This window comes from Gimesia alba, from assembly GCF_007744675.1.
GTDB classification, from domain to species: Bacteria; Planctomycetota; Planctomycetia; order Planctomycetales; family Planctomycetaceae; genus Gimesia; species Gimesia alba.
Window position 1 is genome coordinate 5,730,485 of record NZ_CP036269.1, and the last position, 16,003, is coordinate 5,746,487.

11 protein-coding genes are annotated in these 16,003 nt (G+C 49.5%); 7 read left to right on the plus strand and 4 right to left on the minus strand.

Annotation, left to right across the window (positions count from 1 at the left end; translation table 11 throughout):
* Nucleotides 1-47 precede the first annotated feature (47 nt).
* From Pan241w_RS21290 to Pan241w_RS21300, 3 genes are all read right to left on the minus strand, one after another.
* Nucleotides 48-1,430: a prealbumin-like fold domain-containing protein gene (locus Pan241w_RS21290; protein ID WP_145219723.1), complete on the minus strand. Its 1,383-nt coding sequence runs from the start codon at nt 1,428-1,430 to the stop codon at nt 48-50.
* Nucleotides 1,417-1,749: a PadR family transcriptional regulator gene (locus Pan241w_RS21295; protein ID WP_145219725.1), complete on the minus strand. Its 333-nt coding sequence runs from the start codon at nt 1,747-1,749 to the stop codon at nt 1,417-1,419. The genes Pan241w_RS21290 and Pan241w_RS21295 overlap by 14 nt, the downstream gene beginning before the upstream one ends.
* 692 nt (nt 1,750-2,441) lie before the next feature.
* A complete protein-coding gene (locus Pan241w_RS21300) occupies nt 2,442-3,626 on the minus strand; it encodes a M20 family metallopeptidase (protein ID WP_145219727.1) in 1,185 nt (394 codons plus the stop codon).
* A 216-nt stretch (nt 3,627-3,842) separates the two neighbouring features.
* Here Pan241w_RS21300 and Pan241w_RS21305 point away from each other — a divergent pair, with 216 nt between their 5' ends.
* From Pan241w_RS21305 to Pan241w_RS21320, 4 genes are all read left to right on the plus strand, one after another.
* Entirely contained in the window at nt 3,843-4,787 is a 945-nt protein-coding gene (locus tag Pan241w_RS21305; protein ID WP_145219729.1) for an SMP-30/gluconolactonase/LRE family protein, read from the plus strand.
* 324 nt (nt 4,788-5,111) lie between these two features.
* Nucleotides 5,112-6,296, plus strand: a complete 1,185-nt coding sequence (odhB, locus tag Pan241w_RS21310; RefSeq protein ID WP_145219731.1) for a 2-oxoglutarate dehydrogenase complex dihydrolipoyllysine-residue succinyltransferase — start codon at nt 5,112-5,114, stop codon at nt 6,294-6,296.
* Between the two features lie 61 nt (nt 6,297-6,357).
* Nucleotides 6,358-7,740, plus strand: coding sequence for a dihydrolipoyl dehydrogenase (gene lpdA, locus Pan241w_RS21315; protein ID WP_145219733.1), 1,383 nt, complete (start codon nt 6,358-6,360; stop codon nt 7,738-7,740).
* A gap of 1 nt (nt 7,741) precedes the next feature.
* Nucleotides 7,742-8,479: a lipoate--protein ligase family protein gene (locus Pan241w_RS21320; RefSeq protein ID WP_145219735.1), complete on the plus strand. Its 738-nt coding sequence runs from the start codon at nt 7,742-7,744 to the stop codon at nt 8,477-8,479.
* A 19-nt stretch (nt 8,480-8,498) separates the two neighbouring features.
* On the opposite strand, the gene Pan241w_RS21325 is transcribed toward Pan241w_RS21320, so the two are convergent.
* Nucleotides 8,499-9,947 carry an MATE family efflux transporter gene (locus Pan241w_RS21325; protein WP_145219737.1) on the minus strand — a complete coding sequence of 483 codons (1,449 nt, stop codon included), beginning with the start codon at nt 9,945-9,947 and terminating at the stop codon, nt 8,499-8,501.
* A 389-nt stretch (nt 9,948-10,336) separates the two neighbouring features.
* Here Pan241w_RS21325 and Pan241w_RS21330 point away from each other — a divergent pair, with 389 nt between their 5' ends.
* The 3 genes from Pan241w_RS21330 (at nt 10,337) to Pan241w_RS21340 (ending at nt 15,989) form a co-directional block, all read left to right on the plus strand.
* Nucleotides 10,337-12,418: an ABC transporter ATP-binding protein gene (locus Pan241w_RS21330; RefSeq protein ID WP_198000063.1), complete on the plus strand. Its 2,082-nt coding sequence runs from the start codon at nt 10,337-10,339 to the stop codon at nt 12,416-12,418.
* Nucleotides 12,419-12,586: 168 nt separating this feature from the next.
* Nucleotides 12,587-13,189: a hypothetical protein gene (locus tag Pan241w_RS21335; RefSeq protein ID WP_145219741.1), complete on the plus strand. Its 603-nt coding sequence runs from the start codon at nt 12,587-12,589 to the stop codon at nt 13,187-13,189.
* 211 nt (nt 13,190-13,400) lie between these two features.
* On the plus strand, nt 13,401-15,989 hold the full coding sequence (locus tag Pan241w_RS21340; RefSeq protein WP_198000064.1) for an alpha/beta hydrolase family protein: 2,589 nt from the start codon (nt 13,401-13,403) through the stop codon (nt 15,987-15,989).
* Nucleotides 15,990-16,003 lie beyond the last annotated feature (14 nt).

Here is a 16,003-nt window from a genome sequence, read left to right on the forward strand (position 1 = left end):
GGCACCCTGTTTCGGATGCCCATTAACACCTCGGTTGTTTATTATTTCTAATCTACCTGGGCAATTTTCTTATCGTAAAAATTAATGTTCCAAACGTTCTTCTTCCCCGGGGATGCTGCAAAATGCTGTAACGGGTATCGCTGCACGTCACCAGGACTGAGTTTTATCGGCTTCTTATCCAGAATTTTAAACGGGGACACGAATACGGTATTCCCGACTGCATACATCTCTCCCCCTAAATGCAAATTGGGTATCCCGGGAATTAAATTGGAACGATCAAGAGCAACAGGATCGAAATAGTTCTCATTCAAATCTGAGAGTCGGCTCAAATTCTCTCTGCGAATCAGATATAAGGCTGGTAAAGCATACTGTCCCTGAGGCACATCGACAGTCAGCTGATCCAGCCTGATTTCCGGATTCAGATTTTGATACTTGCCGTCAGGCCTTAATGGAACTTTTAAAACTGTCCTTTTTTTTCCGATCAGATACACACCCTGGTTTACAGGTTGCAGATAGAACCAGTTATCATTCTCAATTTGACGTTCACTCAAATAAGAATGGGTGACCTCATCATTCTTTTTGATTTGACGTACTCGAAAATCTGCCAGGACAAGCCATTCATCCGACTCGAATTCTTCAGACCGGAGAATTTGAAAGCTGACAGAGACCGGCTCTGGTTGCTGTGCGGGACAGACGATTGTCTTTGAAAATTCGCGCCCCGGAATCATTCTGAAATCCAGCTTTTGATATATTTCGCCCCAGGGCGTTTTCAGTTCCAATGCATAAGGTCCTGCCGGCAACTTGCCGAAATCCAGTTTTCCTTTCGTATCACTGGTCGCTTCAACCACAAAATCGTCGAGCTCCTTACTCAGTCGAATCAATCTTCCGGTAATTCCTGTCGCAGGCTGGCTGTTTTTATCGGTCACCAATTGAAAACTGACTTGATTCATTCTTTCCTGAACTGCGACACTTCCCATCGCTTGTAGCTGGTTCAATCGCTTCAACTCCAGCAGAATCTGTTGATCGGTCTGAGACTCAGCAGGAGCAACTGGACGCTCCGCGATCACTGCCATCTGCTCAAGCAGCTTCTGATTGACGACCCGGCTTTCCTGCACCAGAATCCAGGCAATCCCCACCACAGCCATACAGCAAACCGCCATGACAGCTGCAATTCCAGTTAGAATTCGTTGTGACATCATTTTCTCCTTCATCGCGTCGAGCCAGAGTTGGCGGGCAATTTTGATGGGATCGCCGAATTGATGTAATACGCGTTGTTTTGCGGTCTGTTCATCTGGATTCTTTAATAACTCTCGATTCAAGGCACACGCAAAGTGGTCTGTGAGTTCATCGATAATATCCTGCCTGAGCGACGAGGGTTCATCGTCGCGCTTCGGGGGAAAATCGTCGATGCTGATCTCAGGCCAGGCCACTTTGTGCTCCCAGAATTCGATCGATGGCGGAGGAGAACTGCTTCCATTCCTGCCGTTTTTCGTTGAGCGCTTTCTGTCCCTGGATCGTTAGCTCGTAATACTTCCGCCTGCGACCATCGACTTCCCGCCAGAACGATTTTAACAGTTTTTTACGCTGCATTTTGTGCAACGCCGGGTAGAGGCTCCCCTCTTTCAACTCGAATTCATTCGACGAGCGATTGGTCACCTGCTGCGTAATTTCGTAACCATACGTGGGCCCTTCGGAAACCAATTCCAGAATGAGCATCTCCAGTGTGCCTGCAAATAATTGTGGATTCATCGTATTTACTCCAATACATAGGATGACTACATAACCAATATATAGCCGCCCTAGGTATTAACTGTCAAGATATTTTTTCGAGATTGGAAAATTGGAAAAGAAAAGAAATTCGAAACACAGAACCCTGAGTGGCACGGCGCAAGACGTCGTTTGTTGTGTCAGGGACGCTAGTTCAAAAACGGTGGCTAGCGCCATTCCGCTCACTTTTTTTGCAGACTCTTCGGGAGAAATTGAATTTAGAAAGCATGAAACAAATTCGAAACTCGTCTGTTGAATGGACAGATAGGGCCGCACTCTACATTTTTCTGAATCGATTTCTGTTACTAAATTCGCAGACTCCCACTGCCACCTCCTGTTGCCTGCGGCAATCCCGAATTGCATTCGGGACCACCCGATCCCACTGCTTTTTTCGTGTGCTTTCGTGCTTTTCGTGGTAGTAAATTTCGAAACAGATCACGGTAGCGTGTGCCACTGCCGGCTTGTCCGACAGTGTTGGGGAGTAGCTTCTCCGGTCCCTTCGGAAGCGTGTCTCTAATTCGAATTTCACCAGGCGGGCAGGCACATAGACCTGCCCCTACGATTCTGGATAGGAGGGGCGGGTGGCACCGTTGGCTTGTCCAACGGTGAATGAAATCTTGAACTTCAAGACAGTCGCTACGATACTGGATAGGGGCGGTTGCTCGAAATTAGAATTACGATCCAGCCCGACCGGCGTTCGCACAGAATTGGAAGTAGACTTCTTCGGCTTTCAGCAACTGATCGATCTCAACCCATTCATCGACCGTGTGTGCCTGGGCGATGGAACCAGGGCCGAATACCATCGCGGGAACGCCTCCCTGATTCACGCGTGCGGCGTGTGTGCCGTAGGGAACGCCGACTTTTTTATGATCGGGTTCCACCGTGTCAATCACCGACAACAGACGGTCACTCCACTCGCCATTATTATGATCGGAGAGCGAAACACCGGTAATCCACGGAGGCAGCATTTCGAATTCGAATGGCAGCTTCTGTTTCAAGAAATCCTCGACCTGACGCATCACTTCAATGCCATCTTCTCCCGGAATCACCCGGCGGTCGATTTCAATTGTGCACCAGTCGGGTACGATATTAACGCTCTCTCCTCCTTCGATTACACCGACACTCAAAGTCGGCGGGCCGCACAACGGATGGGCTTCGCGTTGCGATAATTCTTCCGCATGTTCCTGAAGTGCCTTCAGCACATCAGCCATCCGGTAAATGGCGTTGATACCATCTTTGGGTTGTGAACTGTGGCAGGCCTTGCCTGTGGTTTTGATTTTCCAACGTGTTGCCCCGCGATGTGCGACGACAATATCCAGCATCGTCGGCTCAGCAACGAGCCCCAAATCAGGAGGCTCTGTCAAAATCTGGCTCAAACCCGACGGTTCCTCCCACAAGTTGACCAGATGCTCAATTCCTTTGACCGTCGCTTCTTCATCACAGGTACAAGACAGAATCACATTGGCCGCATCGGGGGGATCTTCCTGTACCAGCCGGGTAAACGCCATCAACATTGACGCCATGCCCCCTTTGACATCGCAGGCACCGCGGCCAAAAATTTTGCCGTCTTTTTCTGTCCCTTCAAACGGAGGAACAATCATGCCTTCGACGGGAACCGTATCCTGATGCACGTCCATCAAAATCGTCGGCACGCCCGGCTTTAACTTCGTACGAGCGATCACATTATTCCGGCCGGGAACCACTTCAATCGATTCATATTCGACGCCCAGTTCCGCAAAATAGTCACACAGGAACTGAGTCAGTTTTCCCTCGAAATAAATCTCTCCCGAAACATCGCGGCCCATCGGATTGACGCTGGGAATGGAGATCAGTTTTTTTAACAGCCGGACGGCATCCATTGAAATTAAATCCTCTAATCAAGCTGGTTTTAGACGTTTTCAGGCATTGAGTTCGCTTTATATCCTTTTAATCAGTGTCCCTCATGAGAAGTCTGATTTCTACTGATACAGCATTCCGATTCTTCAGAAGGTTGAATTTTATGGAGCAAAAAGACTCTAATAGAAGATCGATTACTTTCCTCTTTTACGCGGGTCTCGTACTCCAAGGAGCCTCTGATGCGAAAAATAGTAAGCTGGACTGCTGCTGCAGCCATGATGTTATCCATGTCTGTTTTGACTCAGGCTGAGAAAAATTCTGAAATCCCCGGCATTGGCCCTGTGGGAAAACCGGTCAAAGTGTTTACCGATTTCAAATTCACCGAAGGCCCCGCCTTTGACTTAAAGGGCAACCTGTATTTCACAGATATCCCTGACAACAAAATCTACAAAGTAAATTCTAAAGGAAAACTCTCAGTCTTTCTGGAACCGTCAAATCATTGCAACGGCCTGATGCTGGATGGCGGGAATAATCTACTGGCCTGTGAAATGGACGGGCGTCTCGTGAGCATCAATCTGAAAAACAAAAAAGTCACTCCCCTGACCTCAGAATATCAGGGAAAACGCTACAACGCCCCGAACGACCTCGTGGTTGACCGTACAGGTGGCGTTTACTTTACCGACCCGCACTTCCGGGCTCCCGAGCCACTGCCTCAGGAGAAAGTCGCCGTTTACTATCGCTCTGCCGATGGCAAGGTGACTCGTCTGGCAGACGATTTGAAAGCCCCCAACGGCGTGATTCTTTCTCCCGACGAAAAAACACTGTACGTGATTCCGAGTATGCAGAAAGAAATGTGGGCCTACCCCGTCACTGGCCCCGGCAAAGTTGGCAAAGGCCGCGTGTTCTGCACTCTGAAACAGGAACCAGGCTATAAAGAACCGGGACGCGGCGGAGACGGCCTGACCGTTGATACCAACGGAAATCTTTATATCACGTCAGGATTAGGCCTCCAGGTCTTTTCGCCGGAAGGCAAATTACTGGGCATTATCGAAGTTCCTGAAAAGCCGGCCAACGTAACCTTCGGCGGCAAAGATAATTCAAGCCTGTTCATTACCGCACGCAACTCGCTATATCGAATCGACACCAAAGCCAAAGGACACCGGTTCCCCGGCAAGTCTTCCTGATTGCCGGCAATACAACTGATAAGACTTGTTACGGCTGGTTCGATAATACATGAATCAGAATAATTCGAGCGCTGGTCTGGCTGAAAAGCCGATAAAAAGACCAGCGTTTTTCTATTTAAAAGAGCAACTTAAGTGATTTGAGAGAGGCGATTGGCTTCATAATCAAAATATTTTTCCTGTTTATCATCTTCCCTGTACGCGGGAATTGTGCTGGCTTTATCTAGAAGTCATAATCCATTTTGGTGTTCGCCAAGTATAAAAACACACGGATATAGTCTGAAATTATACGTTTTTTGCTACGACTCGGTTGGAGAATAGTGTCCGATGTCTGTTGAAATTAAAGTCCCCTCTGTAGGGGAATCCATCTCCGAAGTCCAGATCGGCGCCTGGCATGCGGAAGAAGGAAAATGGGTCGCTCAAGATAGTGAAATCGTTGAGCTTGAAACCGATAAAGCCACTTTCGATGTACCGGCGCCCCTCGATGGCATCATTGTCGAGATCCTGAAGAAAACGGGAGAGATGGCATCCGTTGGCGAAGTCATCGGCTACCTGGAAGAAGCGGAACGCCCGGCTGGTGTCGAAGAACCGGCCCCCGCCAAAAGCCCAGCAAAGGCAGAAGCCGCTGCTCCTGCTGCCGCAAAATCGGCTCCCGCAGGTGCTGATGACCGTGTGATGCCGGCTGCCGCCCGCGTGATGGCGGAAAAAGGACTCAGCCCTGCTGATGTCAAAGGAACCGGACCCGGCGGCCGCATCCTCAAAGAAGACGCCCTCGCCTACGAAGCCCCGAGTGCCTCAGGCAACGGCGCCTTCCGCGAAGAAGAAATTGTACCGATGAGCCCGATCCGTAAAAAAATTGCGGAACGACTCGTCGAAGCACAATCCAACGCGGCTCTACTCACAACATTTAACGAAGTCGATATGTCGGCGGTGATGGAACTGCGGTCCCAATACAAAGACATGTTCCTGAAAAAATACGACGTCAAGCTGGGCTTCATGTCGTTCTTCGTCAAAGCCGTCGTCGACGGCTTAAATCTATACCCGCAAATCAACGCCGAAATCCGGGGAACAGACCTCGTGTTCCGGAATTACTTTGACATCGGCATCGCTGTCGGCGGTGGCAAAGGACTCGTCGTTCCCATTCTGCGAAATGCAGAGCGGCTCAGCTTTGCCGATATCGAACTCAAAATCAATGACTTCGGTCAACGTGCTCGCGCCAATAAAATCAGCCTTGATGAACTTCAGGGCGGCACCTTCACCATCACCAACGGGGGCGTCTACGGCTCCCTGCTCTCGACTCCCATCGTCAACCCGCCACAGAGTGGTGTGCTGGGTATGCATGGTATTCAGGAACGCCCAGTTGCCATTAATGGCCAGGTTGTGATTCGTCCCATGATGTATATCGCACTGACCTACGATCACCGTGTCGTCGATGGTCGGGAAGCGGTCGTCTTCCTCAAACGAGTCAAAGAGGTCCTGGAAGAACCATCGCGCATGCTGATGGAAGTCTGAGAATCTAACGCGAACTATAGAGGCTTTGAAAGGGTTCCTGTCCCGGCAGGAAAAAGAGAAAATGAACCACGATCTGGTTATTATCGGCGCTGGTCCCGGTGGTTATATTGCTGCCATTCGTGCTGCTCAACTTGGTTTGAACGTCGCCTGTATCGAAAAAGAACGCATGCTGGGCGGCACCTGCCTGCGGGTCGGTTGTATTCCCAGTAAAGCGCTACTGGAATCGAGCGAACTCTATAAAGAAGTCGAGCACAGCTTCAAAGATCGCGGCATCAACGTCGGTTCGCTGTCCCTCGATCTGGAGAAAATGCTGAGCCAGAAAGATCGAACCGTCAAAACCATGGGCGGCGGCATTGATTCGCTGTTCAAGAAAAACAAAATCACCCGCTACTCGGGACACGCCATGATCACGGCTCCGGGTAAGGTTCGGGTCGATGATGGAAAAGAAGTCACCGAACTCGAAGCCAAGCACATTCTGATCGCCACCGGCAGTCAGCCTTCTACATTGCCGGGTATCGAACTCGACGGCGATCGCGTCGGCACAAGTACCGAAGCGTTAACCTACCAACAGGTGCCCAAACATCTGGTTGTGATTGGCGGCGGCGTAATTGGTCTCGAACTGGGCGCGGTCTGGAGTCGCCTGGGCGCCAAAGTCACGGTTCTGGAATACCTCGACCGCATCCTGCCAACCACCGACATGGAAATCGCCAACGAAGCCAAAAAAATCTTCGAAAAACAGGGCATCGAGTTCCAGCTCGGCTGCCGCGTCACTGGCGTCAAAGCCAATAAAAAAACGTGCGACGTCGAAATCGCCGACGGAAAAGCCATTCGCTGTGACCGCGTGCTGGTGGCTGTCGGACGGCGTCCCAATACCGATCAACTCGGCCTGGAAAACGTTGGTATCGAAGTCGACAAACGAGGCTTCATTCCCGTGAACGACCACTTTGAAACGTCGGTCAAAGGCGTCTATGCAATCGGCGATGTCATCGGCGGTGCGATGCTGGCCCACAAAGCGGAAGAAGAAGGCGTCGCCTTTGCTGAGCGACTGGTCACCGGTTACGGGCACATCAACTATGATACCATTCCCAGCGTGGCTTATACGAACCCTGAAATCGCTGCCGTCGGCAAGACAGAAGAACAACTCAAAGAAGCGGGCATCGAATACAATAAAGGTTCGTTCCCGTTCCTCGCCAACGGCCGTGCCCGTGCGATGGGACAAACCGAAGGCCGGGTTAAAATGCTCGCCGATAAACAAACCGACCGCGTTCTGGGAGTGCATATCCTGGGTCCCCGTGCCGGCGACCTGATTGCAGAATGTGCGGTCGCCATGGAATTTGGTGCGAGCAGTGAAGATATTGCCCGCTGTTGTCACGCTCATCCGACGCTGGCAGAAGCAGTCAAGGAAGCGGCTCTCGCCGTCGATAAACGAGCCCTCAATTTCTGAAATGCTTGATTCAAGCTGCCACTTTTCTGAAACTACCCTGCCAACGCCGGCTGAAAATCTGGCGTTGGATGAGGCGCTCCTGTATCAGATCAACGAACAGGATTCCCTCGGCTGCCTGCGTCTCTGGGAGGTGGATCAATACGCGGTCATCTTAGGCAGCTCCAATCAGGTCGCTGCGAATGTGAATCGGGAGCAATGTAAACAGGATCAAATCCCAGTCCTCAGACGTTGTACCGGCGGCGGTACTGTCTTGCTGGGTCCCGGCTGCTTCATCTTTTCACTCTTCCTGCGGATCACAGCCGACCAGCATCTGACAGGCATTGAAGCCACAACTCATGCCATATTAAATCGGCTCAGCGCTTCACTCGAACAGCACAAGCCCGGTTTCAAAATTGAACTGGAGGGCATCAGCGACCTGACCACCGCAGGACGAAAGTTCTCAGGCAATTCACAGCGCTGGCTCACCACCACACTCCTACATCATGGCACCATTCTCTACGACTTTGATCTCGATCGGATTCCCTGGTATTTAACCAGCCCGGAGCGGGAACCGGAATACCGGTCTCATCGCGATCATCTGGAGTTTGTCACAAACTACCCGATGACAAAGCCGGACCTGAAGCGACTGTTTATCCAAACCTGGAACGCCAGCGAAAGCGAACCCGACTTGCCTCTCGAACGAGTCGAACAGCTGGTGCGCGAAAAATATGCGACGGAGAAATGGAATCTCCGCCGCTGATGCCCCAAAGCAACCGTGATCAGGTCAACGCTTCTTCGACCGTAGGCTCCGGATCTTCGGAAGCGGGTTCCGGAAAATGATCTTCAATCACGCGCATCTGTTTCCAGTGCCCTGCCTGGAACCGGATCAGATAACCAATCCCCAACACGCCAAGATAAGAAGTACAGGCGGTCCAACTGCCAAACAATTTCGCATCGGCATACTTCCAGATCAGAAATGTGGGAATGACCATAATGGCCCAGCCTGAGATCAGGGAAAAGAGCATGCAAAACCGGGTATCGCCGGCTCCTCGAATAGCCGATCCAAACACCACCACCGCCGCATCAAAAAACGAAAACAGCGCGGCAAACCGCAGCAGAACGACGGCTGTGTGCCTGACTTCCAGGAAATCCTTGGTGATCACTTCCGGCTCGTAGGGTCTTAATAACAAATCGGGCAGTCCCACGTAAACGGCAGCAAACAGCAGCATATAGACCGCTGATGCAGCAAATGCTTTCCAGGTGATTCTCACCGCCAGTTGAGGACGACCTTCGCCAATTCGTTTTCCGACCAGTGTCATTACCGCAGTTCCGACTCCCATCATCGGTACAAATGCCAGCGAATTCAGATTGAAGGCAATCGTGGTCGCTGCCAACTCAATTTTTCCGATTCGCCCCACCAGTACGATGAATAGAGTGAACCCGATAATATCAACAAAATACAGCATCCCATTCGGGAAACCATATCGAATTAAACGCAGAAACAAATCCCGATTCCAGCGGTAGTGATTGAATAAACCATATTCCCGGGCTTCATGCTTGGCGAAAATAACGAAGGCATAGAAGACCAACATGGAAACATTGGCGGCAACGGTGGCGATCGCCGCTCCTTTAATTCCCATCGCAGGAAAAGGCCCCGCACCAAAGATCAGACAGTAATCCAGAGCCATGTTGAGCATTACGCTAGCCAGATTTACCCACATCACAACCATCGTCTTGCCGCGCCCCGTATAAAAACAAGAGAGCACGGTGGAAATCAAAGCCGGACCTGACCCCAGACAGAGAATCGAAAAGTAATCGACCTCCAATGCCTGAACTTCAGGCGCATGGTCGATCCAATGAAAGAAAGTTCCGGCAAGTGGAACGCCCAGTAAGAGAATTGCCCCCCAGATCAAAGCCAGATAGAGCCCCTGCCAGACCGATTCCGAGACGCGCCCCTTCTGATCGGCACCTTCATATTGCGAAACGAACGTGTTGACATAAGTGGCCATCCCCATCGCAATCGACATCGCTGCCCACTGGATCATGCCTGCGGGCAACGCAGCAGCTACGGCGTCAGTCGACCACCAGGTCAGGAAAATCCGATCGACGACATGCATGATCGAAAGCGATCCGCAGCTCAGGACCAACGGAATGGCCACATTCGCCAGTTCACGTAAACTCCCCGGTCGCACAAGCGAATCTGAAATAGTGGAAGAACGCTCTTCCATGTTGCACGATCCAATCAAGGGGTAACGAAGCGGGAATACAATCGACGGGATTGTAATGAAGTGAATGCGAAACGGAAAAACCCAACCAGCAGCATATCAAAAATTTCACAAAATGCCTCTTCCCACGACACAACACAGCGACAATATGTTCGCAATTCTGAAATCAGGGCTCGGCTACTACTGCCTCTCAAAGTGTTCATTTTAACATATCTTCAAATCTCATCTGGACCTGAATTCGTTTTCTTAGTTTAATTCGCGTTTTCCATCAGAGTGCCTCTTTGTCACCAGACTGAGTGGACACGGAAATCTGCAACTGAACCAGGAACACAAGTTGTTTCCTGGATATGACTTAACAACACACGCCTTACCTCAAAACCAGAGTGAATCCTGTGAACAGCCTTACGAGAATCTTGCACTATGTCTGGCCTTACCGTCGGCGCCTGGTTGCCTCTTTCTTTTTCGCAATTCTGGTAGCCATTCTCTGGGGGGCAAATCTCTCCGTCACATTTCTGGTTGTGAAAGTCTTGTTGCAAGGGGAAAGTCTGAGTGGTTATGTCCAAAATGAAGTGATTGCGACAGAAGACGAGATTCAGAAAAAACAGGATGTTCTGAAAGACCTTGCCAATTCGATTCATTTACAAAACGCAAAAGAAAATCAGCCAGACAACGCCGCGCACGACGAATTAACACAAACGGATCTGGCAGCCGCACCCGTCAATTTATTGAGCGAGCATTCCCGACAACAACGCAAACTCAGTAATGCTTCGCGCAAACTTTTAGCGCTCAAATGGATTCAGTCGAAAATTCTCAGTCACGTTCCTGATGACCAGTTTGATACGTTCGTGCTGATCCTGGGACTACTATTAATCACGACACTCATAAAAGGCATCTGCATCTTTACGCAAGACGTCATGGTTGGTGGCGTCGTCGAGCTGGTCACGATGTCGATTCGTAAAGAATGTTTTCGCAAAGCGCTGGATCTCGATTATCAAAGTATTTCCGATGAGGGGACCGCATCGCTCATGTCGCGTTTCACGTTTGACATGCAGCAGCTTTCCCAAGGCCTGACCCTGATGGGTGGCAAAATTATACGTGAACCACTTAAAGCGTTGGCCTGTGTGATCTTTGCATTTATGGTCAACTGGCGACTGACGTTGCTCTCGTTTGTCTTTGCGCCGCTGATCGCGATTGTGTTTTACAAAATCGGGAAAACACTGAAACATGCTAGCCAGAAAATGATGGAAAGCATGTCGCGGATCTATAAAACACTGGAAGAATCGTTTGATAGTTCAAAAGTCATCATCGCCTTTAATGGCGCCCGCAAACACCGCAATCGATTCCATCATGAGAATAAAGAGTTTTTCAAGAAAGCCTTGCGCATCCTGCGGATCGATTCCTTAACGAGTCCGACCACGGAAATGTTAGGCCTGATGGCGATTTTCATCGCGCTCATCCCCGGTTCCTATCTCGTCTTACGTGGAAAAACAGAAATCTGGGGCATTCAACTGGCCTCAGCACCAATGGATATCGCTACCCTCTCTATGATGTATGCTTTACTGGCGGGAATTTCCGATCCTGCTCGAAAAATGTCATCAGTCTATTCAAAACTAAAAAAGACCGTCGCGGCTCTCGAACGGATCTTCACGATTATCGATCGCGAATCACTGGTTAAAGAAGCGGAAAACCCTGAACGTTTTCCTGCAAAACTGGATACCATCCGGTTCAACAAAATCGACTTTACTTACGCACAACGCAAAGAGTCTACCAGAAACAATGAGCCGATTCTGGATGGCGTCAATCTGGAAATTGGCGCAGGAGAAGTCGTTCTGGTGGTCGGAGAAAATGGCTCCGGCAAATCGACGTTGGTGAATCTGCTCCCCCGGTTCTATGACCCGGATAAAGGGAATATCTTTGTCAACGAAATTGATATTCGCGATATTCGCTTGAAAGAACTGCGCAATCATATCGGTGTTGTCTCGCAGGAAACGATGCTGTTTGATGATTCAATCCTGGAAAATATCCGCTACGGTCGGCCTTCTGCCAGTCGTCTGGAAATTGAATCCGTTGCTAAAAAATCACATGTGCTGCAATTCGCTGAGCAACTTCCCGATGGGCTGCTATATAACGTGGGCGAAAAGGGACATGAACTCTCCGGCGGCCAACGACAACGCATCGCACTGGCACGAGCGATTCTGCGTGACCCGGAAATTCTGATTCTCGACGAAGCCACGTCCGCCATCGACTCTCAAAGCGAAATCCTGATCCACAAAGCATTGAAGGATTTTGCCCCGGGACGAACGGTGTTCATTATCACTCACTCGGTCGGCCAGAGCCTACTCGAATTTGCAACCCGGATTGTTGTTATGGACTCTGGTAAAGTCGTCGCAACAGGTCCCCACAGTACACTGGTTGAAACCTGTCCAATCTATCAGAATCTGCTGAGTGCACAGGTCCGTCAACGTTCTGCTTAACGAGTTTTGAACCAGACTTGGCGAATCACCGTACGTTCCCGAGTCCGATTTCAGTACAAATCTCGACGCCCGGATCAGATCCTGTTATGATAATCGCGCCTCAGGTAAATCCTGAGTTTCGTAGCAGTTCTTCCTATGCCCTCTGGTATCAATAAGGAAATGGAAATCATGAAATCGACGCTCGCTACTGTATTCATCGTTTTGTTTGTTGCCTGTATTCTTAAGTTTGATTCGCCCGTGTCTACTCAAACTCAAGTCAACGCCCAGACGCCTGAAAGCGCTGAGCAAGACCCGCTCTTTGACGCGATTCAACAATTCATGGAACACAGGGCAGACAGAGAACAACATTCTGACAGACGAGAACCCGAATCAGAACTGCTCCTCGCCGAACGCCCCCATGACGCCGATCATCGACGGGAAGAGGAGCGGCACCGGGAAGCAATGAGAGAGCGAGAACACCAACTCCAACAGCACAAACATCGGATCGAAAACATGCACGTCGCAGCCCGCCACTTGGAAGAAGCGGGCATGCATGATATGGCTCGTCAGATCCACCGCGAGGCGAAAGAGCAGGAGCACCATCTGCACGCACAGATCGAACGTGACAGACATCATGAACACCATCCCCCCGCGCATCAGGAACTTCACGAATTACTGCATCAACTGAGAAACGAAGTGCGGGAACTGAAACAGGAAGTACGCGAACTTCGGGAAATCGTTGTGGACAAACACCACAAACCGGAAATCGAAGAAGAGCAGCTCTTACGCTAAACTGAGCCAGGTAGAATCGAAATCAACATTTGCACCATGTACCCTCACACAGTAACATGAAGCACTGGGTTAAATTTGCCCAGTGCTTTTCTTTTGTAACTGATGGTCTACCAGCCAAAGATTTCGTTTGATGATTGATCCACTAACGATCAAATGCCCTCATTGCAGGGCCACGATAAAGCTCAAAAGCAAATCCGCTTTCGGAAAAAAAATGTCCTGCCCGAAATGCGAAACCCCTTTTGCGATTCCCAGGCCTGCCACCATTAAAGCTGCTACCGACAGAAAGAAAGCAAAGCCGGCCACTCCCCCAATCAGCTACGAACCCAGGTTCTCGCTCGCCGATTATGGGCTCTCTCCTGCACTGATCGGGCTATTTCTCGTTTTGCTTGGGTTGAACCTGGTGTTGTTTCTCCTGCAATCCAGTTTGATCTTCTTTGCCTTTATCTTGTCTGTGCTGATTGCGATGGGATGTTTGATTGCTGGCGGGTTAGCACTCTTATCCGAAGCCGGCAGGGAAAGCAGCACGGAACATCTGCTTTGCCTGGTCATTCCATTCTACATTATCTACTACGGAATTTCCCGTTTTGAAGAAACAAAGCGAGAAACAGGAGTCATTGCCGGCAGCGTGATATTAATCATGGTTTCATATTTGTTTACATTTTCATTTCGTTCATCTCCCTCCCAAAACGCCGAGGCACAAAATCCAGACCTGCCCCCAGAACTGGTGAAAGACATTGAAAAACATCGTGAAATTAATGAAAAACTTCTTGAAAACATAAAGCAAAAGCCAGATACCAATCCACATGATTTGATAAAACCGGGACGTCTTCCAGGTTCAAAATTTGATTTGTCGGATGCGAAGCCGGTTCTCATGAGCTGGCCGACAGCAGGCGTCAGAGGTTCCAATACGTACCTTGAAACAGAGACCGGCTCGATTGCCAATGTATATGAGGTGACAAGCTCAGCCTTCTCCCCTGGTAAACCGCCTGCGAACAGCAAGATGAAATTCCGAGTTTACCTTCCCCCCGGTATTGATCCGGCATCACCTGTCCCCTGTGTGATTATTCCCCCCGCTGGTTCTAATCTTCTGAGTGGCATGGAGATTGATCCTCCCGACCTGATTCCGAACCCGGAACACGAACCCTACATCAAAGCCGGTTTTGCTGTCGTCACCTTTTCCATTGATGGGCCTCTCTTGAAAGGAGAAGAATCGAATAATATCGATTTGCGAAATGCCTACGAAGCATTTCAAAACAGCAAGGCGGGGCTGGTAAACTGTCTCCGCGCCTTTCTCGAAACACAGGCCGTGATACCGGGAATCGACAAGAACAAAGTCTTCATCGCAGGGCACAGTTCTGCCGGCACGTTGTCTCTCCTGTTTGCCGAACATTACCCCCAGATAAAAGGCTGTCTGGCTTATGCACCTTCGGTTGATCTGGAAAATAATTTCAAACCACATCTCGCTGAAATCAAACAACTTCTTCCGGGGGTCGAAGACTTCATCAAAAAAAGTTCTCCGAAGACGCATATCACCAGCCTGACTTGTCCCGTATTTTTATTTCATGCCCGGCAGGACCAGGTAACTTCATTTGCAGATACCCAAAACTTTGCCAATCAGCTAAAGCGACAAGGCACTGATGTAGAATTTGTCGTCGGCACTGGTGGAGATCATTACCAGAGCATGATTTCAGAAGGACTTCCCCAGGGAATTGAATGGATTAAAAAAATTGTTGCGAAGACCAAGCCCTCATCACCAAACTCAAAAATGGCTGGTACCACAGGTAACCCTGCCGTTCCCACACCGACTCCATTTCAGATGGATCTCAATCGACACAAGGTGAAATTGAAAGTCATTGGCTTCGATGATTTTTATACGAAAGCAATTCAATCGAAACCCGATTTCTGGAAGAAATCGATTGAATCAAAAGTCCAATCAGGCCTGAAAGAGATTGTGCCCCAATACGTCAAAGAGTCTATCAATCTTGATCTAACGGAGATGACTCTCAGTTTTCAGTATTTGGGAGATCTCCCCGCAGACATCGCTCAGAAATTTGCTGACAATAGACTTACTCGAGCTGTGAAGCTCGACGGCCAGACACTGTCTATCTCACAGATCAATAATAATCCGAACACTCGGATCATGGATGATAATTTCCTGACCTTTCGGATCCGATCATTGATTAAAGGCAGATTCAACAGAAATGCTTCACCCCAAATTGCCGAAGTCAATCTCAAACAAATTGATCGCTACGTACCCGATTCCTTAGTGATTAACTATGACAAAAAATGGGTTAACATCAAACTAAAAGGCATCGGGGATAAATCAGAGATTCAGCGGAAAGTAATCCAGGCATTATTCACTGCCGGCCTGATTGTGACTGCCGAAAAGATAGACCTCACGGATGCTGATCTGGCAATGAATGGTGCTGCAGGAGCCTCCAGTCCCAAATCAAACACACCTCGTTCCACTCAACCAGTGACAGGAAAACCCGCTTCCACAACCAGACAGAAATATGTTATCCAATACGGTGTGTATAGCGGTAAGAACGCGAAAGCATCAGCACAGCGCAGCTTGAAAGGCTTCGTCTGGGTCGAGCAGTCTTCATTTCAGTTTAATCCGTACCGAAAAGAGATCTCGTTTATCAATCGAAGTGCCGTCGACAACGGTGCGCTGGAACGCGCTTTAACGCGTAATAAATTCTATCAGCTCAAGATCACGCAAGAAGCGATCCCCGAAGAGAAATTAGACGCGGAAAAATCAGAATCAGAAAAAAACGAAACAAAAGTCAGTACTGAATAAACTGGCTTTCGCTT